Source organism: Microbacterium sp. NPDC080005 (genome assembly GCF_040702445.1).
Lineage (GTDB): Bacteria > Actinomycetota > Actinomycetes > Actinomycetales > Microbacteriaceae > Microbacterium > Microbacterium oleivorans_D.
Genome location: NZ_JBFBLD010000001.1, coordinates 947,848 through 966,920 on the forward strand (window position 1 = coordinate 947,848; position 19,073 = coordinate 966,920).

The following is a 19,073-nucleotide window of genomic DNA, read 5'->3' on the forward strand; positions in this document are numbered from 1 at the left end:
ATCTCAGCGTACGATTGGCCTTCTGCATACAGTCCAATCTCGGATCGGTGGACCATGGATTCACGTATCGGCGCCCGCGCCCTCGCAGGCGCCCTCGGCGGGTGGCGGACGCGAACGCCCACGTACGAGGCCCTGGCCGACGGCATCCGACTGCTCTGCCTCGACAACCGCATCCCGGCGCACACCGCCCTCCCCGCCGAGCGAGAGCTGGCCGTGACCCTCGGACTGAGCCGGGCGACCGTCGCCGCCGCCTACCGCTCGCTCCGCGACAGCGGCCACATCGAGAGCACGCGCGGCTCGGGGAGCGTCACCCTTCCCCAGGTGCGCCGAGGGACCGGTCGTGTCTTCGACGACGGGAACGGGATCGATCTCCAGCAGGCGAGTCCCGCCGCGTGGCCGGGCCTTGCCGGCATCATCGCCGAGGTCGGTGCCGACGCGGCCTCCCTCGTCGGCCGTCCGGGCTACGACATCGTCGGCAGCAGCGAGCTGCGCACGGCCATCGCGGACCGCTACACGGCGCGCGGGGTCCCGACGGCGCCGGACGAGATCCTCGTGACCAACGGAGGTCAGCACGCGATCCACCTCGTCACCTCTGCGCTCCTGCGCCCGGGGACGACGGCCCTGCTCGAGACCCCCACCTATCCGCACGCCACCGAGGCGATCAAGGCGACCGGTGCCCGCGTGACGGGCACCCCGGTCACCGTCGATGACGGATGGGACCTCGACCGCGCGGTGCAGGCGTTCCGGCATGCCCGCCCGACGCTCGCCTACCTCATGCCGTGGTTCCAGAACCCGATCGGTCGGAGCATGACCCTTGCGGATGCCGCGACGTTCCGCTCCGCCGCCGACAGCGTGGGCACCGTCCTCGTGATCGACGAGACGACCGCCGAGCTCGCGATCGACGAGGTCGAGCCCATCATCCTCGACTTCGGACCGCGGGCGGTGCGCATCGGGTCGCTCGGCAAGACCGTGTGGGGCGGACTCCGCGTCGGGTGGGTCCGCGCGGATCGCGCGTTCATCCGACGTCTCGTCGCCTCGCGCCCTCGACGAGACCTCGGCACCGCCGAATTCGAACAGGCCGTGGCGACGCGACTCGTCCGGACGATGCCGGAGATCCTCCCGCAGCGGGCCGAGTTGCTCGGGCGCGGGAGGGATGCGGCCGTCGCCGCCCTGCGCGACGCGATGCCGGCGTGGAGCGTACCGATCCCGCGGGGCGGCGTCTCGCTCTGGGTCGGCCTCGACGCGCCGCGCAGCGGTGGACTGGTCCTGGCGGCGCGGCGAGAGGGTGTCCTGCTGTCCGCAGGTCCGCGCTTCTCGGTCGACGGCGGATACGACGCGCACCTGCGACTGCCCTTCACCGCACCACCGGAGCAGATCCGACAGGCGGTCGCGGTACTCGCGCGCGTGTGGCCCGAGGTGAGCGGGCGATCCTCGCTCCAGGGCGTCGACGAGCGCGAGGCGGTCGCCGCCATCGTCTGATCGGCTCAGCGGGAGTCGTGCAGGGCGGCCACGGCGTCCTCGAGGTGCCAGAACCCGCCGAGATCGACGAATCCGCCCGACGTCGCGCGGAAGCGACGTGCACGGAACCGGGCGTCGTCGCCGTCGCCCGCCCGAGCGACGTGGCCGATGACCCGTCCCGACCCGTCGACCACCCGGGAGACGCGATCGGACACCACCACCAACCGGTAGCCACGCAGCCGCTGGATGGTCGTCGAGTCGATCGTCGTCATGGTCCCTCCTCCGCCTCCCGCACACGGTACGCTCGGCCACCGACACTCCTCCCGCCGGGAACAGCCCGGGCGCCGCACGCGTTGTGACGGGTGACGATCCAACAGTGAAAGGAAGGTCTCGCATGCAGACCTATGTGCTCGCCGGAGGCTGCTTCTGGTGTCTCGACGCCGCTTACCGTGCCCTCGACGGAGTGTCCTCGGTGGAATCGGGTTACGTCGGCGGCTCCGTGCCCTCGCCGTCCTACGAGCAGGTGTGCACGGGTGCCACCGGACACGCCGAAGCGGTCAAGGTGACCTTCGACGAGGACGTCATCCCGTCGGACGTGATCCTCGACGCGTTCTTCACGATGCACGACCCGCGCCAGTTGAACCGGCAGGGCAACGACATCGGGACCCAGTACCGTTCGGCGATGTTCCCCGCCGATGACGCGCAGCGCGCGGAGTTCCAGCGCGCCGCCGAGCGTGCGGCGGACTGGTGGGGCGGCGGACTCGTGACGACGATGGAGCCTCTGTCCGAGTGGTACCCGGCGGAGGACTACCACCAGGACTTCTTCGCGAAGAACCCGGGCCAGGGATACTGCCTCGCCGTGGCGGTCCCCAAGGTGAACAAGGTGCGCGCACGGTTCAGCGAGTACGCCCGCAGCTGAGTCTCCTCCACAACGCGTCGGCCCCCGATCGGATCCCCCGGTCGGGGGCCGATGCGTTCCCGCCCCCGGCCGCCGCACGATCCTGAATCTGCTCCGACGCCCGCCGGGCACGCGGGCGTCGGAGCGTCCATCGGGCACGCCGTGCCCCCGAGCTCCCAAGGAGTCGCCATGAAGGATCACATCACCATCGTCGGCAACGTCGGCGCCGACCCCGAGTTCCGTCGTCTGCCCGACGGCACACCGGTGGTGTCGCTGCGCGTCGCGAGCACCGACCGTCGCTACGACGCGAAGGCCGGCGCCTGGGTCGACGGCCTGACGAGCTGGTACCGCGTGTCGGTGTTCCGCACGCTGGGCGAGCACGTCGCGGCATCCGTCCGTCGCGGCCAGCGCGTGGTGGTGCACGGCACCCTCGCGATCAAGCGGTGGGAGGCGGGCGAGAAGTCGGGAACGGATGCCGAGATCGACGCCGTCGCCGTCGGTCACGACCTGGCGTTCGGCACGACGGTCTTCACCGGCACGTCGCGTCCGCGCGACGAGGGGCAGGCGCCGACGTCGGAATGGGCGCCGGCCGAGGATGCAGCCGAAGACGTCGGGGCGGACAGCCGGGAACCCGAGCCCGCCGGGACACCCTTCTGACCCGACCCAGCCGGCTCGGAGGTCGCACGCCCTAGACTCTGGCCCGTGCGCAGACACCAGCCCCTGCGGGGAATCAGCCTGCTCCTCCTCGTGCTCACCCCCGTCGTGGTCGTGTCCCTCGCCGCGTGCGCGCCCGAGTCCGCGCCGCAACCTTCCGAGCCGGCGATCGCCTCGTCGTCGGTGCCGTCCTCGCCGGCCCCGACGCCGACGGGAACGCCGGGCCCGCCTGAAGGGTCGGCAGAAGCGCTCCTGCCTGACTTCACCTCCGTCGTCGACGGCGTCTGGAGCGCGACGACGTCGGTGAAGGGCCGCGACTACATCGACGCCCTCGTCGACGCCGGGTTCTCGAAAGACGCCATGCAGGTGACCTTCGACGAGACATCGGTGAATCTTCCCGCCGACAGCGTCCAATTTTCGGTGCGGGTGGGTGATGAGTGCCTCGTGGGCCAGGTCGGCCCGTCGGTGCCCGGTCCGACGGCACGTGTGTTGCCCGGCCTGGCCGACGGCGAATGTCTCATGGGGGAGACCCGCTCGATCGACTGGTGAGCGGTCGGCGGTGCCGCGCGGAGCGGGAGTCGCCCGTAGACTTGGGGCGTTATGGCCGAATACATCTACTCCATGGTCCGTGCCCGCAAGGCGGTCGGCGAAAAGCTCATCCTCGACGACGTCACGATGGCGTTCCTCCCCGGGGCGAAGATCGGCATGGTCGGCCCCAACGGCGCCGGTAAGTCGACGATCCTGAAGATCATGGCGGGCCTCGACACCCCGTCCAACGGCGAGGCGAAGCTGTCGCCCGGGTACTCCGTGGGCATCCTGATGCAGGAGCCCGAGCTCGACGAGAGCAAGACGGTTCTGGAGAACATCCAGGACGGCGTAGCGATCAAGCCCAAGCTCGACCGGTTCAACGAGATCTCCGCCCTCATGGCCGACCCGGACGCCGACTTCGACGCCCTTCTGGCCGAGATGGGGACGCTCCAGGAGGAGATCGACGCGGCCGACGGCTGGGACCTGGATTCTCAGCTCGCGCAGGCCATGGACGCACTGCGGACGCCCCCCGCCGATGCCGCCATCGCCCCCCTCTCCGGTGGTGAGAGGCGGCGCGTCGCGCTGGCGAAACTCCTCCTCCAGAAGCCCGACCTGCTCCTGCTCGACGAGCCCACCAACCACCTCGACGCCGAGAGCGTTCTCTGGCTCGAGCAGCACCTGCAGGCCTATAAGGGCGCGGTCATCGCCATCACCCACGACCGCTACTTCCTCGACAACGTCGCGGAATGGATCGCCGAAGTCGACCGCGGTCGCCTCATCGGCTACGAGGGCAACTACTCGACCTACCTGGAGAAGAAGGCCGAGCGCCTCGACATCCAGGGCAAGAAGGACGCCAAGCTCGCCAAACGCCTCAAGGACGAACTCGACTGGGTCCGCTCCAGCGCGAAGGGCCGCCAGACGAAGTCGAAGGCCCGACTCGCCCGCTACGAGGAGATGGCTGCCGAGGCCGAGCGCACGCGGAAGCTCGACTTCGAGGAGATCACGATCCCGCCCGGCCCGCGCCTGGGCAACGTCGTGATCGAGGCGAAGAGGCTCCAGAAGGGCTTCGGCGACCGCTCGCTCATCGACGGCCTCAGCTTCAGCCTGCCGCCGAACGGCATCGTCGGGGTCATCGGCCCCAACGGCGTCGGAAAGACGACGCTCTTCAAGACGATCGTGGGTCTCGAGCCCCTCGACGGCGGTGACCTGAAGATCGGCGAGACGGTCAAGATCAGCTACGTCGACCAGTCGCGCGCGAACATCGACCCGAACAAGACGCTGTGGGAGGTCGTGTCGGACGGTCTCGACATCATCACGGTCGGGAAGACGGAGATCCCCTCGCGCGCCTACGTCTCGAAGTTCGGCTTCAAGGGCCCGGACCAGCAGAAGAAGGCCGGTGTGCTCTCCGGTGGTGAGCGCAACCGCCTGAACCTCGCCCTCACCCTCAAGGAGGGCGGCAACCTGCTGCTCCTCGACGAGCCGACGAACGACCTCGACGTCGAGACGCTCAGCTCCCTGGAGAACGCCCTCCTGGAGTTCCCGGGCTGCGCCGTGGTCATCACGCACGACCGGTGGTTCCTCGACCGCATCGCCACCCACATCCTCGCCTACGAGGGCACGGCGGAGAAGCCTGACCAGTGGTACTGGTTCGAGGGCAACTTCGAGGCGTACGAAGCCAACAAGATCGAGCGCCTCGGTGCGGATGCCGCCAACCCGGCGAAGTCGACGTACCGCAAGCTCACGCGTGACTGAGGCCCGCATCCGTGTCCCCATCCACCTGCGATGGGGGGACCTCGACGCGTACAACCACGTCAACAACGCGTCGATGCTGAAGCTGCTGGAGGAGGCGCGCGTGCGCGCCTTCTGGCTGCCGGGGGCGACCGAGCGTGCGGTGCCGACCGCGGTGATCGACGCGAGCCACGGCGCAGCGCAGCTGACCCTGATCGCGCGGCAGGAGATCGAGTACCTCGCGCCTGTGCCCTATCAACGCGAGCCGATCGACGTCCAGATGTGGTTCGGCAAGATCGGCGGCTCGAGCGCCGAGGTGAACTACGAGGTCTTCACGCCCGCCGGCCAGGAGCCTCGGACGCTCTACGCCCGGGCATCCACCGTCATCGTGCAGGTCGACGCCGGGACCGGGCGCCCGGTCCGGCTGTCGCCCGAGACGCGCGTCGCGTGGGAGCCCTACTTGGGCGAACCGCTTCCTCCGCTCGGACGTCGCTGACGCGGCTCACGCGGGAGCGGGCACCCGGACCATGATCTCCTGGGCGACCGAGGCGATCAGCTCGCCCTCGCGGGAGAAGATCCGCCCGGTCGCGAGGCCGCGACCACCCTGCGCGCTCGGGGATTGCTGCACATAGAGCAGCCAGTCGTCGGCGCGAGCGGGACGGTGCCACCACATCGCGTGGTCGAGGCTCGCGACCTTCAGCCCGGGTGTCGCCCACGACGTGCCGTGCGCGCGGAGGACCGACTCCTGGATCGTGAGATCGCTCATGTAGGCGAGCGCGGCCCGGTGCAGTCGGGGATCGTCCGGCAGATCGCCGCGCGTGCGCACCCACACCGACTGCTGCGCGACCTGCTCGTCGCCGGCGGTCGCGTAGATGGGCTGCTCGACGTGACGCACCTCGATGGGACTCTGGTCGAAGTGCCGCTTGCTCATCGGGTGGAGGCCCGCGAGGACGGCGTCATCGGACAGGTCATCAGGTCCCGGGATGCCGTCCGGCATGCGGTCCTGGTGTTCGAGACCCGTCGCATCCGTCTCGAATGAGGCGATCATCGAGAAGATGGGCACACCCTCCTGAAACGCCTGTGTCCGGCGTGTCGAGAAGGACCGGCCGTCATGGATGCGGTCCACGGAGAACGTCATCCCTCGGGTGGAGTCACCCGGGCGCAGGAAGTAGCCGTGCATCGAGTGCGCGGCCCGATCGTCGGCCACCGTGCGCTCGGCGGCGATGACCGCCTGCGCGAGGACCTGCCCGCCGAACACCCGACCCAGCGGCATCGTCTGCGACACCCCCGTGAAGATGTCCTCGGTCGTCCGTGCGTCGCTGGAGGCCAGATCCAGCACCGCCAGCAGACCGTCGATGTGGCCTGATTCGCCCACGACGCCCCCTCCCGGACAGCAGGATGCGCTGCCCGCTTGGTAGTTTAGGTCGGATGGCCGCGCAGCTCGTTTTCCCCGACTCCCGCACGGCGACGGACCTCCTCACCTTCGCCCGCCGGGCCGCCCGACTCGGTGACCCCGCGGTCCGCCTGCGTGCGGCCGGCGGCACCCTGGCGGTCTCGGCGGCGCCTCTGTCGCCGCGTGGATTCGGCGAGGACACCCCCACCGTCCTCGGCATGAGGTTCCTCCGGATCGACCCCGAGCTCGCCTGCGATCTGGTGGTGGATGCCGGGGCTCTGCGCACCGGCGACGATGCGTCCCGCGTCGGCCTTCCGGACAGCGGCGTGTCCGCGGCGTGGGCGGGCATATCGCCGCCGCGGACCGGATGGATCCCGAGCGAGCCGGTCCCGGTGCAGAACCTGACGCGCGCCGTGCGCCGCGGGGTCGATGCGGTCGCGCGCGCGCTGCCGGCCTCGCCCGGCGAGGATCTCGTGCGCACGGTCCGGGCTGCGGTCTGGGGGAGTCCCGACGACGACCTCGGGGGCCTCATCGCAGGGGTCGCGTTCGCCGCCGACGCCCTCGGGTTCCTCCCGGAGGATGCGGGGGATGCGGCATCGGTGCTGCGCACCGGCACGTGGACGCGCGTCACGCTCGCCCGCGGCCATGTTCTCGTGCGCGCGGGGAATCCGACGGGACTGACGGCCGTCCGCGCCACCGGCGGGCGATGACGGGTCAGGACTCGGGGTGCAGCGGCAGCGCGGCTCCACCGTGCGGCTTCGCTGTCGGGCCGATCCCCGTCGGCTCGAAGGTGTTCACCATGGCGTGGGCGGCGCGCTGCAGGTAGTCCCACAGTGTCGCCTCGTGCAGCGGTGACAATCCGGCTTCGTCGACGGCGATGCGCATGGCCCGAAGCCAGCGGTCGCGGGCGTCGGGGTTGACGTGGAACGGCATGTGCCGCATCCGCAGACGGGGGTGCCCACGCGTCTCGCCGTAGGTCGTCGGCCCGCCCCAGTACTGCTCGAGGAACAGCAGCAGGCGCTCGGCAGCGGGGCCCAGGTCCTCCTCCGGATACATCGGCCGGAGCACGTCGTCGGCCGCCACCTCGCGGTAGAACACGTCGACGATGCGTCGGAAGACCTCGTGGCCCCCGACCTCGTCGTAGAAGCTCACGGGTTCGGTCACGGTGCGGCGCTCCCCTCGGGAGCGTCCCCGTCGGTTCGCCCACGCTTCTTCGGTCGCCAGGCGAGCCGCGGCGGTGCCGAAGGCGCGACCTGCTGCGGCTTGGTCTTGGGCGGATTTGCCCCGCGGATGCTCTGGACGGCATCCGCGCCCTCCAGGAGGGTGGACTGCAGCTGGGGGAGCGGCACACCGAGGGCGTCGAGGGCGGACTTCAGGCGCTTGCGGAGCGCTCGCGCGACGTCGTCCTTCGCGTTCGGACGGGTCTTGAGCACGAGACGCGTCACGAGGGTGTCGCCGCCGATCGACTCCAGCCCCCAGATCTCGGGCTTGTCCAGGATGCGGGTGCGCCACTTCGGTTCGCGGACGAGGTCCTTCGCGGCGGTCAGCATGGCGTCCTCGACGGCGTCGATGTCCGCGTCCACGGGGACGCCGACGTCGATCACGACCCGCGCCCAGCCCTGCGACATGTTCCCGATGCGGGTGATCTCGCCGTTGCGGACGAACCAGAGGGTGCCGTTCACGTCGCGGACGTGCGTGACACGGACGCTGACGTATTCGACGATCCCGGTTGCCAGTCCCAGGTCGACGACGTCGCCGATGCCGATCTGATCCTCCGCGACGATGAAGATGCCATTGAGCACGTCCTTGACGATGTTCTGAGCGCCGAAACCGAGGCCGGCGCCGATGGCCGCCGAGAGGAGGGCGAAGGAGCCGAGCACGCCCTGGTTGATGATCGAGACGATCGTCAGGACGGCGATGATCACGATCGCGACGTTCACGATGTTCGTGAGGATCGAGCCGAGAGTGCGCGTGCGCTGCACGATGCGCACCTGCGCCAGTGGCGACATGTCGATCGCGCGCGTGTCCTCGGCGGCCGCACGGGACTTCGCCCCCGTGACGATGCGGTCGACGACCCGGGCGATGAGCCGCCGCATCAGCCACGACGCGGTAAGGGCGACCACCACGGTGACCGCGACCCACAGGATGTTCCACCCGGCCTCCATGAGGAAGCGGAGGAAGTCGTCGCGAACGGTCTCCCAGTTCACAGCACCCGGTTCAGTCATCCTCTCGATCCTATCGAGCCTGCCCTGGACCGACCTGAGCGAGCGCGGGGTCAGGCGTCGCCCGGGTCGGCGAGACCGTGCGCGATGAGGACCGCGTGGACGCGGTCGCGCGCCGGGAGCTTCGCGAGGATGCGGCCGACATGGGTCTTGACCGTGGACTCGCCGAGGAACAGGGCCGCAGAGATCTCCGCGTTCGTCATCCCGCGCGCCATGGCGTCGAGGACCTCCTGCTCGCGCGCCGTCAGCGTCGGACTGCGGTGCGGGCGGGGCGCCGGGTGCCCGTCCGTCGTGACGAGCTCGATCATCCGGCGCGTGACCCGGGGAGCAAGCGTGGCTTCACCGGCCGCAACGGCACGGACGGCGGCGACGAGCTCCTCACGCCCGGCATCCTTCAGCAGGAAGCCACCGGCGCCGGCACGAAGGGCGCCGAAGGCGTACTCGTCGAGGTCGAAGGTGGTCAGCACCAGCACGCGGGTGTCCGGGTGCTCGTGACGGATGCGGCGGGTCGCCTCGATGCCGTCGACCCCCGGCATCCGCACATCCATGAGGACGACGTCCGGCGCGAGCGCCGCCACGGCCTCGACACCCGCGGATCCGTCTCCGGCCTCGCCGACGACCTCGATGTCGTCGGCGGCGTCGAGGACCATCCGGAACCCCAACCTGATGAGCGACTGGTCGTCGACGATCACCACACGGATCGGGCGGTCGGTCATTCCTGTTCCTTCCGTGGCAGCCACGCGTGCACCGCCCATCCTCGCGTCTCACCCGGACCTGCCGTGACGGTCCCGCCCACGAGTTCGACGCGCTCCCGCACGCCTCGCAGCCCGAACCCGCCACCAGCGGGCGCGGACAGGACGCCGCGGCCGTCGTCGATCACCGAGACAGTCACGCCCTCGTCGGTGTACCGGATCTCGACGGCGATGCGGGTGACGGCCTGCGCGTGACGCAGGACGTTGGTCACGCCCTCCTGCACGATCCGCGACACCGCCAGGCGGGTGGCCGACGGCACATCGGGCTCGCCGACGACGGTCAGGTGCGTCTCGAACCCTGCGGCGCGGGCGGACGCGACGGTCGCCTCCGTCGTGTCGCGGGCCAGGGGTGCCAGAGGAGCGGCATCCGTGTCGCGGAGGATGCCGAGCGTCGCCCGCATGTCTCGCAGGGCCTCCCGGCCTGTGGCGGAGATGGCCTCCGCTCCGGGACGGGCGTGCGCGGCGTCCTTAGACGCGGCAACCCCCTCGGCGAGGGCGACCATCACCGTGAGGGAGTGCGCGACGATGTCGTGCAGTTCGCGGGCGATCCGCTCCCGCTCGGCGGACGCGGCGAGCTGGGCCTGCTGGTCGCGTTCGACGACGAGGCGACGCGAATGCTCGATGAGGGCCTCGACGTAGCGCTTCCGCCCGCCGACGTTGGCCCCGATGAGTCCGCCGATCACCATCATGAGCGCCTCGCTGATCAGGACGTTCCAGGCGATGTCGGCGGCGATCACGCCGCTGAGACCGAGCCCGCCCGCGACCACGAGAAGCATGGAGAGACCGGCCCCGACGGCGACCAGACACGTCCGGTTCCCGCGGTAGACCGCGACGGCGTACGTGGCGATCCCCACGAGTGGTCCGCCCAGCGACACCGGCGAGAACAGGTAGGCGGCTGCGACGACGACCGTGATCGCGAAGACCGCCACGGGGTTCCGGCGGCGTGCGAGCAATGCGAAGCAGCCCAGGACGACGACCGTGGCCAGCACCGGCCAGACCCGGTCCCAGGTCTCCGGATCGAGCCGACTGTCCTCGGGCGCCCGGTCCGGGAGGGCGATGACGGGCGCGACCGACAGGAGCAGGCAGAACCCGGCGATCATGATGTCGGCGAGGACCGGATGACGGGACCAGAACCGCCGGAGGACACCCGGGGGACGTGGAAGCCGTGGCTCGGCCTCGGGAGAGGCTCCGCCACGACTTCCGGTGATCACCCGACGACCTTACGCGTCGCGGGTGCGGAGGACTGCCCACCCGAGCAGGAGGGTGCCTGCCGGCCAGGCGATCGCGGCGACGAGCGAGGGCCAGAAGTCCGCACCGTCGACGTTCGTGAGTGCAGCGGTCGCGTTCGAGGGGAGCCACCGGCCGAGCTCGACCACCCACTGCCACGACTCGCCGAACATCATGAACAGCTGCAGGACGATGGGCAGCACGAACAGGATCCCGACGGTCGTCGCGATGGCTCCGGCACCGTTGCGGATCACGAAGCCCCAGCCGAGGCCCAGGAGCCCGAAGGTCGCCATCGCCAGCAGGCTGAGCACGAGCGGCAGCCACAGTTCCTTCACGTCGCCCCACGCGTAGGCGTCGGCCCCGAGGATGGGCATGACCACGAGCCCCGCGATCACGGTGGTCACGGCGGCGAGGAGCACGAGGGTGACGGCCACGACGACGGCCTTGGCCAGGAGGACGCGGCCACGACGCGGCTCGGCGGTGAGCGTCGAGCGGATCATCCCCGTCGAGTACTCGCCGGTGATGGCCATCGCCCCGAGGATGCCGGCGACGAGCATCGTGAACTGGATGGGCAGCGTGATGGCTGCGACCGGGCTCAAGCCCGGCCCGAAGGTCGACGAGGCGCCTGCGATGAGGGCGGCGAGTCCCACCGTGAGCGCGCCGGTGATCGCGAGGGACCACCAGGTCGAGCGCAGGGTGAGCAGCTTCAGGAACTCGCTGCGCACGACGCGCCCGAACGACAGTCGTGTCGTCGGAGACGTCGTGGCAGCGGCACGGGTCGGGGGAGCGGACGGGGCGATGGCGGTCATCGCGCGACCTCCTTGGTCTGGTACTCGACAGCACCCTCGGTGAGGGCGAGATAGGCCTCTTCGAGCGAGCCGCTGCGCGGTGTCAGTTCGTGGAGCGGGATGCCGGTTTGCGCGGCGGTGTCGCCGATGGCCGCGGCGGTCAGGCCGGTCACATCGAGCACGCCGTCCGCGCCCGAGGACACGGTGACGTCGGGGGCGGCCAGCGCGGTGGCGAGCTCGGCGGCACGAGGGGATCGCACGTGGACCGTGGTGCGGGTCCAGGAACGGACGATCTCGTCGATCCCGGCGTCGGCGAGGACTCGGCCTCGACCCAGGACGATGACGTGGTCAGCCGTCTGCGACATCTCGCTCATCAGGTGGCTCGACAGGAGGACGGTCCGTCCTTCCGCGGCCTGGGCGCGCACGAACTGGCGGACCCACCTCACGCCTTCGGGATCGAGTCCGTTGACGGGCTCGTCGAGGATGAGGGTCCGCGGGTCGCCGAGGAGCGCGGCGGCGATGCCGAGGCGCTGCCCCATGCCCAGCGAGAAGCCGCCGGCGCGTTTGCCGGCGACGCTCTGCAGGCCGGTGATCTCGATCACCTCGTCGACACGCGAACGAGGGATGCCGTGGGTCGCCGCCATCGCGCGGAGGTGGTTGCGAGCGCTGCGCCCGGTGTGCACCGCCTTCGCATCGAGGAGGATGCCGACCTCGGTCAGGGGCGAGCGCATCGAGCGGTACTCGCGCCCGTCCAGCGTCACGCGCCCCGCGGTCGGCCGGTCGAGCCCGACGATCATCCGCATGGTGGTCGACTTGCCGGCACCGTTCGGGCCGAGGAAACCGGTCACCTTGCCCGGTTGGACGGCGAAGCTGATCCCGTCGACGGCGGTCTTGTCTCCGTACCTCTTGGTGAGGCCTTCTGCAACGATCATGGCTTCGACGCTACGGACCGGCGCGGAGCCGCGCGTCCCCCGAGAGGGCGATATCGCAGGAGGGGCGTCGTACCGTGGTACGACGCCCCTCCTGCGGGTCCGGACTCAGTCCTGCTGGTCCCGTTCCTGCACCGACAGAGCGCGCTCGACGCCGGCGAGGTTCTCGTTCACCAGGCGGCGCAGAGCCGCGGGCGCGTCACGGTGCTCGGCGAGCCACGCGCGGGTCGCGTCGCGCAGCGCGGCGTCCGCGAGGGGCGCCGGGTAGAGCCCCACGATCAGGTACTGCGCGATCTGATAGGTCCGCGACTCCCACACCGGCAGGAGCATGTCGAAGTAGGCCCCGACGAACTCGCGGAGCGCGTTCACGCCGGCCGGGTGCACGAAACCGGCCGCCGCGGAGCGGACGACCGTGTTGGGCAGGTCGGCGCTGTCGACGAGCGACGCCCACGCCGCCTGCTTGGCCTCGACGGAAGGCAGCGCCGCGCGCGCCTGCGCGGCGAACTCGCCGCCCTTCGCGGTGTTGTCGGACGCGAGGGCCTCATCGATCTCGGCTGCCGTGACGACACCGCCGGCGGCGAGCGAGACGAGGAGGGCCCATGACAGGTCCGCGTCGATCTCGAGCCCGGGGAGCGTCAGTGCGCCCGACCGCAGCTGCGCGACACGATCCCACTGCGCGGGGGTGGATGCCGCCGACGCGAAGGCCGTGACGAACTGGAGCTGACTGTCGCCACCGGCCTCGGCCTCGTGGGCGAGCTTCCAGAGGCCCTCCGCCACGCGCTCACGCGCCGCAACCCGCGTATCGGGGGAGACGTAGGAGTTCGCGGCCAACTGCAGCTGCGCAAGGGTCGTGCGGACCGTCGTCGACTCGGTCTCCGTTCCGATGTTCTGCAGCACCAGATCGAGGTACTCGGTCGCCGAGGCCTCACCGTCGCGCGTCTGATCCCAAGCGGCGCCCCAGACGAGCGATCGCGCGAGCGGGTCGCTGATCTTGCTGAGGTGCGCGGTCGCGGTACGGAGCGATCTCTCGTCGAGCCGGATCTTCGCGTAGGCGAGGTCGTTGTCGTTGAGGAGCACGAGGTCCGGTTGACGGTGACCGGTGAGATCCGGCACCTCGGTCAGGTCGCCGTCGACGTCGAGCTCGAGATGGTGCGTCCGGACGAGCTCCTCGCCCTGCAGGCTGTAGAAGCCGACACCCAAGCGGTGCGGACGGATCGTGGGATAGTCCGCCGGGGCGGTCTGGACGATCGCGAACCGGGTGATCACGCCGTCGCCGTCGATGCGGATCTCGGGAGCCAGGGTGTTGACGCCGGCTGTCTCGAGCCACTTCTTCGACCACGTGGTGAGTTCGCGCCCGCTCGTGCTCTCGAGTTCGACCAGGAGGTCGCTGAGCTCGGTGTTCCCCCACGCGTGCTTCTGGAAGTAGGCCGAGACTCCCGCGAAGAAGGCTTCGATACCCACCCATGCGGCGAGCTGCTTGAGGACCGATCCGCCCTTCGCGTAGGTGATGCCGTCGAAGTTGACCTGGACGTCCTCGAGGTCGTTGATCTCGGCGAAGACGGGGTGCGTCGACGGGAGCTGGTCCTGCCGGTACGCCCAGGTCTTCTCCATGGCGTTGAACGTCGTCCACGCCTCGGTCCACTCCGTCGCTTCGGCGGTCGCGATGGTCGAGGCCCACTCCGCGAACGACTCGTTCAACCAGAGGTCGTTCCACCACTTCATGGTGACGAGGTCGCCGAACCACATGTGCGCGAGCTCGTGGAGGATCGTGACGACGCGGCGTTCCTTGACGGCGTCGGTCACCTTGGACCGGAAGACGTAGGTCTCCGTGAAGGTGACGGCGCCCGCGTTCTCCATCGCCCCGGCGTTGAACTCGGGGACGAACAGCTGGTCGTACTTCGCGAAGGGATAGGGGACGCCGAACTTGTCCTCGAAGTAGGCGAAGCCCTGACGGGTCTTCTCGAAGACGTAATCGGCGTCGAGGTACTGCCACAGACTCTTGCGCGCGTAGACGCCGAGCGGGATCGTGCGGCCGTCCGCGCTCGTCAACTCCGAGAACGTCTGCTCGTATGGACCGGCGACGAGGGCCGTGATGTACGACGAGATCCGCGGGGTCGGCTCGAACGCCCACGTCGCACGGCCCTGACCCGCCGGTACGGGCTCGGGGGTGGGGGAGTTGGAGACGACCTTCCACGCGTCGGGGGCGGTCACCGTGAATCGGAACGTCGCCTTCAGGTCGGGCTGCTCGAAGACCGCGAAGACACGGCGAGAGTCGGGCACCTCGAACTGGGTGTACAGGTACACCTCGCCGTCGACGGGGTCGACGAAGCGGTGCAGGCCCTCGCCCGTGTTGGTGTACTCGCAGTCGGCGACGACGATCAGCTCGTTCTCGTCGGTGAGGCCGTCCAGGGCGATCCGTGAATCGGCGTAGACGGCGCCGGGGTCGAGCGAGCGGCCGTTGAGGGTGATCTCGCGGATGCCGCGAGCGATCAGGTCGACGAAGGTCGCCGCTCCTGCGGTCGCCGCGAAGCGGATGACGCTTCGCGACGCAAAGACCTCGTCACCGGTCGTCAGATCGAGGGCGACGTCGTACGAGTGCGTCTCGACGGTCGCGCGGCGCTCCTGCGCTTCGATGCGGGTGAGGTTCTCTCCAGGCACGTTCGTGTCTCCCAGGGGTGAGGGTGGGGTGCCGTGGACGGGCGCTGCTGGCGCCGACGGCAACCGTCCCAGCCTACGCCGAAGGCTCGCCGGAACGGGGGATCCGCCTCCCTAGAATCGTCACATGCGCATCCACATCGCGACCGACCACGCGGGCATGGAGTTCTCGACCCGCCTGCAGCACCACCTGGCCGAAGCCGGTCACGACGTCGTGGACCACGGTCCCGTCGAGTACGACCCCCTCGATGACTACCCTGCCTTCTGCATCCGCGCCGCCCAGGCCGTCGCGGAGGATCAGGCCCGCGGCATCCAGACGCTGGGTGTCGTGTTCGGCGGGTCCGGCAACGGCGAGCAGATCGCGGCGAACAAGGTCCGCGGCATCCGCGCAGCCCTCGTGTGGAGCATCGCGACCGCGGAGCTGGCGCGTGAGCACAACGATGCCAACGTCATCGCGATCGGCGCACGGCAGCACACCTTCGACGAGGCCGTCGGATTCATCGACCGCTTCATCGCGACCCCGTTCCCGGGCGAGGAGCGCCACGCGCGTCGCATCGCCCAGCTGGCCGCCTACGAGACGGACGGCTCGCTCGAAGCCGATCCCCGTGCGGTGAAACCCGACGTCCTCGATGCGTCGGAGACCTTCGACCCGGAAGCGGGCTGATGCCCGAGGGACATTCCGTCCACCGCATCGCGCGCCAATTCGACCGCAACTTCGTCGGGCGGACCGTCTCGGCGTCCAGCCCCCAGGGCCGGTTCGCGGAGGGCGCGGCGGTTCTCGACGGACGCACGGCGATGCAGGCGCGCGCGGTCGGCAAGCAGATGTTCCTCGAGTTCGACGGCGACGTGTGGCTGCGCGTGCACCTCGGGATCTACGGCGCGTGGGACTTCGCCGGTGAGATCCTCCTGGATCCCACGATCGCATCGGCCAACGGACGCATGGGTCAGACGAATCAGCGCGGGGTCGACCCCGTCTTCGACGATGCGGGCGAGAACTCGCTGGCCTCGATCGGGGCCCCGCGACGCGCACGCGGGGCGGTACGCATGAGCGAGCAGACCCGCGGGTTGACGGATCAGACGGATGCCGAGTGGCCGCCGCCCGTCGTCGGACAGGTGCGCCTGCGGCTGCTCACCGGATCCACCTGCGCGGACCTGCGTGGCCCGACGGCGTGCGAGCTCCAGACCGTGGACGAGATGCTCGCCACCGTGGCCGCTCTGGGGCCCGACCCCCTGGTCGACGACGTGGCGGAGGGGGAGGAGCGCTTCGTCGCCGCCGTGCGGCGCAAACCGACCCCCATCGGGCAGCTGCTCATGGATCAGAAGGTCGTCAGCGGCATCGGCAACGTCTACCGGGCTGAGATGCTCTTCCGCGCGAACCTCAACCCGCACACGCCCGGTCGAGAGGTACCCGAGGACACCGTCCGGGCACTGTGGCGCGACTGGGTGCGGCTGCTCGCGATCGGTGTCGAGACCGGCCAGATGATGACGATGGACGACCTCGATCCGGAGGCCTACCGTCGTGCGATGGCGCATCGCGACGACCGGCACTGGGTGTATCACCGCGCCGGTCTTCCCTGCCGAGTGTGCGGGACGGCGATCGTCCTCGAGGAGATGGCCGCCCGCAAGCTCTATTGGTGCCCGCGCTGCCAGGCGTGAACGGCGAGGAGGACCGCCCGACATGAGACAGAACCCGAGCTTCGCGATGACGGATGTCGCCGAGCTGCGCCGTGTCATCGACCAGAACCCCTGGGTCACGATCATCAGCGACACCGAGTCGGGGCTCGTTGCGTCGCACTACGCCGTCCTGCTCGACCCGGATCGAGACGACCTGACCATCGTCGGGCACGTCGGCCGGCCCGACGACCTCGTCCACGGGCTGGGGGAGTCCGAGCTCCTCGTCGTCGTGCAGGGGCCGCACGGATACATCTCCCCGGGCTGGTACGGCGAAGGGCCGGCGGTCCCGACGTGGAACTTCGTGTCCGTCCATCTGCGCGGAGTGCCGGAGATCCTCTCGCCAGAGGAGAACCTGGAGGTCCTGGACCGCCTCGTGAACAGGTTCGAGTCCGCCCTCCCCGCACCTCGACGGATGTGGGAGGCGCCGAACGATGAGGAGTTCGTCCGACGCCTCGAACGCGGCACCGTCGGCTTCCGCCTCACCCCGACACACGTCACAGCAAAGCGCAAACTGAGCCAGAACCGGCCTGGTGAGGTCGTCGACACGATCATCGACCGCCTGGACGCCGGTGCGAGCCCCTACGCGGACCCCCGGCTGGCCGACGAGATGCGACGCGCCCGCGACGCGATGCGTGCGGCGCGGACGGTGCAGCCGTGACCGCGGCGCGCGGCGAGAGCGTCGACGTCGTCACGGGGGTCCGGCTGACCGGCGCGGGCCGGCTCGACCCCTTCGGCGACGAACCGGTGGATGTTCACCTGCGCGGCGGGATCATCCGGGACATCGCTCCGGCGGGCGCCCTGCCTCGCCGCGGCGTGGTCGTGGACGGCACCGGCGGCTGGCTCGTCCCGGGACTGTGGGATCACCACGTCCACACGGTGCAGTGGGCGCTCGTCGCCCAGCGCACGCCGCTCGGCGATGTGACGGATGCGGTGGAGGCGGCATCCGTCATGGGTCGCGCTCCCGTACTCGACGACGGCCGCCGGATCGGGACGGGTTTCCGCGACGCGCTCTGGCCCGATGCTCCCTCGCTCCGCCTGCTCGACGAGCAGACCGGCGAGGTCCCGACCTACCTCATCAACGCCGACGTCCACAGCGTCTGGCTCAACAGCGCCGCCTTCCGCCGAGAGTCCATCGCGCCGACGGCCGACGGCGTGCTCCGCGAGCAGCCGGCCTTCGAGATCTCCCGCCGGCTCAACGACGTCGATCCCACGGTGTCGGACCGGTTCGTCCGCGAGGCGCTCGATCGCGCCGCCTCGCGCGGGATCACCGGGATCGTCGACTTGGACATGGCGTGGAACGCGGATGCGTGGGCGCGGCGTCTCGACGCGGGTTTCGACAGCCTGCGGGTCGCCTTCGGGGTGTACCCCGACCTGCTCGATCGGGCCATCGCCCTGGGACTCGCGACGGGTGACGCGGTGGACCCGGAGGGCCTGGTGCGGGTGGGTTCCCTCAAAGTCATCACCGACGGCTCCCTCGGCACCCGGACAGCCGCATGTTCGCATCCGTATCCGGGCGACCCCACCAACACCGGGCTGCTGACGGTCGCACCCGACGAGCTGCGAGATCTCATGATGCGCGCCACCGCAGCGGGCCTCTCCTGCGCGATCCATGCCATCGGCGACGTCGCCAACTCCCACGCACTGGACGCCTTCGCCTCGACCGGGGCCACCGGCACCATCGAGCACGCGCAGCTCGTCGCGCACGCCGACATCCCGCGCTTCGCCCGGCTGGGGGTCGGGGCCAGCGTGCAGCCCGAGCACGCCGTCGACGACCGCGATCTGACGGACTCCGTGTGGGCGCAGCAGACCGCCTTGCCCTATCCGCTTCGAGCCCTGGCCGACTCCGGTGCCAATCTCCTGTTCGGGTCGGATGCCCCGGTGTCGCCGCTCGACCCGTGGGCCGGCATGGCGGCCGCGGTCCACCGCACGCGCGGCGGTCGGCCGGCGTGGCGTCCCGAGCAGGGTCTCGACGCGGCAACGGCCCTCGCGGCATCCACCGCGGGCGGCTCCGCCACCGGCAGCGCTCTCGAGCCGGGGATGACCGCAGACCTCGCCCTGCTCGATCGAGACCCGCTGGCGTCCGACGACGCCGACCTCCGCGCGACGCGGGTGGCCGCGACGACGGTCGCCGGCAGGCTCACCCACATCGCCCTCTGAGGAGCTCTCC

General features: G+C 70.3%; 20 protein-coding genes. 11 read left to right on the plus strand and 9 right to left on the minus strand.

What is annotated here, in order from left to right; genetic code table 11:
• The first annotated feature begins 54 nt into the window (after window positions 1-54).
• The gene (locus AB0259_RS04580; protein ID WP_366220393.1) at window positions 55-1,479 is read left to right on the plus strand and encodes a PLP-dependent aminotransferase family protein; all 1,425 of its coding nucleotides are present in this window, start codon (window positions 55-57) and stop codon (window positions 1,477-1,479) included.
• A gap of 5 nt (window positions 1,480-1,484) precedes the next feature.
• Here the strand turns inward: AB0259_RS04580 and AB0259_RS04585 are convergent, their stop codons facing one another.
• A complete protein-coding gene (locus AB0259_RS04585) occupies window positions 1,485-1,730 on the minus strand; it encodes a hypothetical protein (protein ID WP_251580946.1) in 246 nt (81 codons plus the stop codon).
• A 122-nt stretch (window positions 1,731-1,852) separates the two neighbouring features.
• On the opposite strand from AB0259_RS04585, the gene msrA reads away from it, so the two are divergent.
• The 5 genes from msrA (at window position 1,853) to AB0259_RS04610 (ending at window position 5,762) form a co-directional block, all read left to right on the plus strand.
• Window positions 1,853-2,377, plus strand: a complete 525-nt coding sequence (gene msrA, locus AB0259_RS04590) for a peptide-methionine (S)-S-oxide reductase MsrA (protein WP_251580944.1) — start codon at window positions 1,853-1,855, stop codon at window positions 2,375-2,377.
• 168 nt (window positions 2,378-2,545) lie between these two features.
• Window positions 2,546-3,013 carry a single-stranded DNA-binding protein gene (gene ssb / locus AB0259_RS04595; protein WP_366220391.1) on the plus strand — a complete coding sequence of 156 codons (468 nt, stop codon included), beginning with the start codon at window positions 2,546-2,548 and terminating at the stop codon, window positions 3,011-3,013.
• 45 nt (window positions 3,014-3,058) lie between these two features.
• On the plus strand, window positions 3,059-3,559 hold the full coding sequence (locus AB0259_RS04600; RefSeq protein WP_366220390.1) for a hypothetical protein: 501 nt from the start codon (window positions 3,059-3,061) through the stop codon (window positions 3,557-3,559).
• A gap of 51 nt (window positions 3,560-3,610) precedes the next feature.
• The gene (gene ettA, locus AB0259_RS04605) at window positions 3,611-5,290 is read left to right on the plus strand and encodes an energy-dependent translational throttle protein EttA (protein WP_366220388.1); all 1,680 of its coding nucleotides are present in this window, start codon (window positions 3,611-3,613) and stop codon (window positions 5,288-5,290) included.
• Window positions 5,283-5,762, plus strand: a complete 480-nt coding sequence (locus AB0259_RS04610) for a thioesterase family protein (RefSeq protein ID WP_366220387.1) — start codon at window positions 5,283-5,285, stop codon at window positions 5,760-5,762. The genes ettA and AB0259_RS04610 overlap by 8 nt, the downstream gene beginning before the upstream one ends.
• Before the next feature lie 6 nt (window positions 5,763-5,768).
• Here the strand turns inward: AB0259_RS04610 and AB0259_RS04615 are convergent, their stop codons facing one another.
• Window positions 5,769-6,641, minus strand: a complete 873-nt coding sequence (locus AB0259_RS04615; RefSeq protein WP_366220386.1) for an acyl-CoA thioesterase II — start codon at window positions 6,639-6,641, stop codon at window positions 5,769-5,771.
• 53 nt (window positions 6,642-6,694) lie between these two features.
• Between AB0259_RS04615 and AB0259_RS04620 the strand changes: the two genes are divergently transcribed.
• On the plus strand, window positions 6,695-7,369 hold the full coding sequence (locus AB0259_RS04620; RefSeq protein ID WP_366220384.1) for a hypothetical protein: 675 nt from the start codon (window positions 6,695-6,697) through the stop codon (window positions 7,367-7,369).
• Window positions 7,370-7,373: 4 nt separating this feature from the next.
• On the opposite strand, the gene AB0259_RS04625 is transcribed toward AB0259_RS04620, so the two are convergent.
• The 7 genes from AB0259_RS04625 to pepN form a co-directional block, all read right to left on the minus strand.
• The gene (locus tag AB0259_RS04625; protein ID WP_366220382.1) at window positions 7,374-7,823 is read right to left on the minus strand and encodes a globin; all 450 of its coding nucleotides are present in this window, start codon (window positions 7,821-7,823) and stop codon (window positions 7,374-7,376) included.
• Window positions 7,820-8,884 carry a mechanosensitive ion channel domain-containing protein gene (locus AB0259_RS04630; protein WP_251580927.1) on the minus strand — a complete coding sequence of 355 codons (1,065 nt, stop codon included), beginning with the start codon at window positions 8,882-8,884 and terminating at the stop codon, window positions 7,820-7,822. The genes AB0259_RS04625 and AB0259_RS04630 overlap by 4 nt, the downstream gene beginning before the upstream one ends.
• 50 nt (window positions 8,885-8,934) lie before the next feature.
• Window positions 8,935-9,597: a response regulator transcription factor gene (locus AB0259_RS04635; RefSeq protein WP_251580925.1), complete on the minus strand. Its 663-nt coding sequence runs from the start codon at window positions 9,595-9,597 to the stop codon at window positions 8,935-8,937.
• Entirely contained in the window at window positions 9,594-10,844 is a 1,251-nt protein-coding gene (locus AB0259_RS04640; RefSeq protein ID WP_366220379.1) for a sensor histidine kinase, read from the minus strand. The genes AB0259_RS04635 and AB0259_RS04640 overlap by 4 nt, the downstream gene beginning before the upstream one ends.
• A 9-nt stretch (window positions 10,845-10,853) precedes the next feature.
• On the minus strand, window positions 10,854-11,669 hold the full coding sequence (locus AB0259_RS04645) for an ABC transporter permease (RefSeq protein ID WP_366220378.1): 816 nt from the start codon (window positions 11,667-11,669) through the stop codon (window positions 10,854-10,856).
• Window positions 11,666-12,580, minus strand: a complete 915-nt coding sequence (locus AB0259_RS04650) for an ATP-binding cassette domain-containing protein (RefSeq protein ID WP_366220376.1) — start codon at window positions 12,578-12,580, stop codon at window positions 11,666-11,668. The genes AB0259_RS04645 and AB0259_RS04650 overlap by 4 nt, the downstream gene beginning before the upstream one ends.
• A 105-nt stretch (window positions 12,581-12,685) precedes the next feature.
• A complete protein-coding gene (pepN, locus tag AB0259_RS04655; RefSeq protein ID WP_366220375.1) occupies window positions 12,686-15,235 on the minus strand; it encodes an aminopeptidase N in 2,550 nt (849 codons plus the stop codon).
• 124 nt (window positions 15,236-15,359) lie between these two features.
• Between pepN and AB0259_RS04660 the strand changes: the two genes are divergently transcribed.
• From AB0259_RS04660 to AB0259_RS04675, 4 genes are read left to right on the plus strand one after another with little or no spacing between them, the layout of a single operon-like run.
• A complete protein-coding gene (locus AB0259_RS04660) occupies window positions 15,360-15,896 on the plus strand; it encodes a ribose-5-phosphate isomerase (RefSeq protein WP_251580907.1) in 537 nt (178 codons plus the stop codon).
• Window positions 15,896-16,888: a DNA-formamidopyrimidine glycosylase family protein gene (locus AB0259_RS04665; RefSeq protein WP_366220374.1), complete on the plus strand. Its 993-nt coding sequence runs from the start codon at window positions 15,896-15,898 to the stop codon at window positions 16,886-16,888. The genes AB0259_RS04660 and AB0259_RS04665 overlap by 1 nt, the downstream gene beginning before the upstream one ends.
• Window positions 16,889-16,910: 22 nt before the next feature.
• The gene (locus AB0259_RS04670; protein ID WP_366220373.1) at window positions 16,911-17,564 is read left to right on the plus strand and encodes an FMN-binding negative transcriptional regulator; all 654 of its coding nucleotides are present in this window, start codon (window positions 16,911-16,913) and stop codon (window positions 17,562-17,564) included.
• Window positions 17,561-19,063, plus strand: a complete 1,503-nt coding sequence (locus AB0259_RS04675; protein ID WP_366220372.1) for an amidohydrolase family protein — start codon at window positions 17,561-17,563, stop codon at window positions 19,061-19,063. The genes AB0259_RS04670 and AB0259_RS04675 overlap by 4 nt, the downstream gene beginning before the upstream one ends.
• Window positions 19,064-19,073 lie beyond the last annotated feature (10 nt).

Coding starts and splice junctions, on each gene's coding strand:
- AB0259_RS04580 (WP_366220393.1), top strand. CDS start 55: ATGGATTCACGTATCGGCGCCCGCGCCCTCGCAGGCGCCCTCGGCGGG.
- AB0259_RS04585 (WP_251580946.1), bottom strand. CDS start 1,730: ATGACGACGATCGACTCGACGACCATCCAGCGGCTGCGTGGCTACCGG.
- msrA (WP_251580944.1), top strand. CDS start 1,853: ATGCAGACCTATGTGCTCGCCGGAGGCTGCTTCTGGTGTCTCGACGCC.
- ssb (WP_366220391.1), top strand. CDS start 2,546: ATGAAGGATCACATCACCATCGTCGGCAACGTCGGCGCCGACCCCGAG.
- ettA (WP_366220388.1), top strand. CDS start 3,611: ATGGCCGAATACATCTACTCCATGGTCCGTGCCCGCAAGGCGGTCGGC.
- AB0259_RS04620 (WP_366220384.1), top strand. CDS start 6,695: ATGGCCGCGCAGCTCGTTTTCCCCGACTCCCGCACGGCGACGGACCTC.
- AB0259_RS04630 (WP_251580927.1), bottom strand. CDS start 8,884: ATGACTGAACCGGGTGCTGTGAACTGGGAGACCGTTCGCGACGACTTC.
- AB0259_RS04635 (WP_251580925.1), bottom strand. CDS start 9,597: ATGACCGACCGCCCGATCCGTGTGGTGATCGTCGACGACCAGTCGCTC.
- AB0259_RS04645 (WP_366220378.1), bottom strand. CDS start 11,669: ATGACCGCCATCGCCCCGTCCGCTCCCCCGACCCGTGCCGCTGCCACG.
- AB0259_RS04650 (WP_366220376.1), bottom strand. CDS start 12,580: ATGATCGTTGCAGAAGGCCTCACCAAGAGGTACGGAGACAAGACCGCC.
- AB0259_RS04660 (WP_251580907.1), top strand. CDS start 15,360: ATGCGCATCCACATCGCGACCGACCACGCGGGCATGGAGTTCTCGACC.
- AB0259_RS04665 (WP_366220374.1), top strand. CDS start 15,896: ATGCCCGAGGGACATTCCGTCCACCGCATCGCGCGCCAATTCGACCGC.
- AB0259_RS04670 (WP_366220373.1), top strand. CDS start 16,911: ATGAGACAGAACCCGAGCTTCGCGATGACGGATGTCGCCGAGCTGCGC.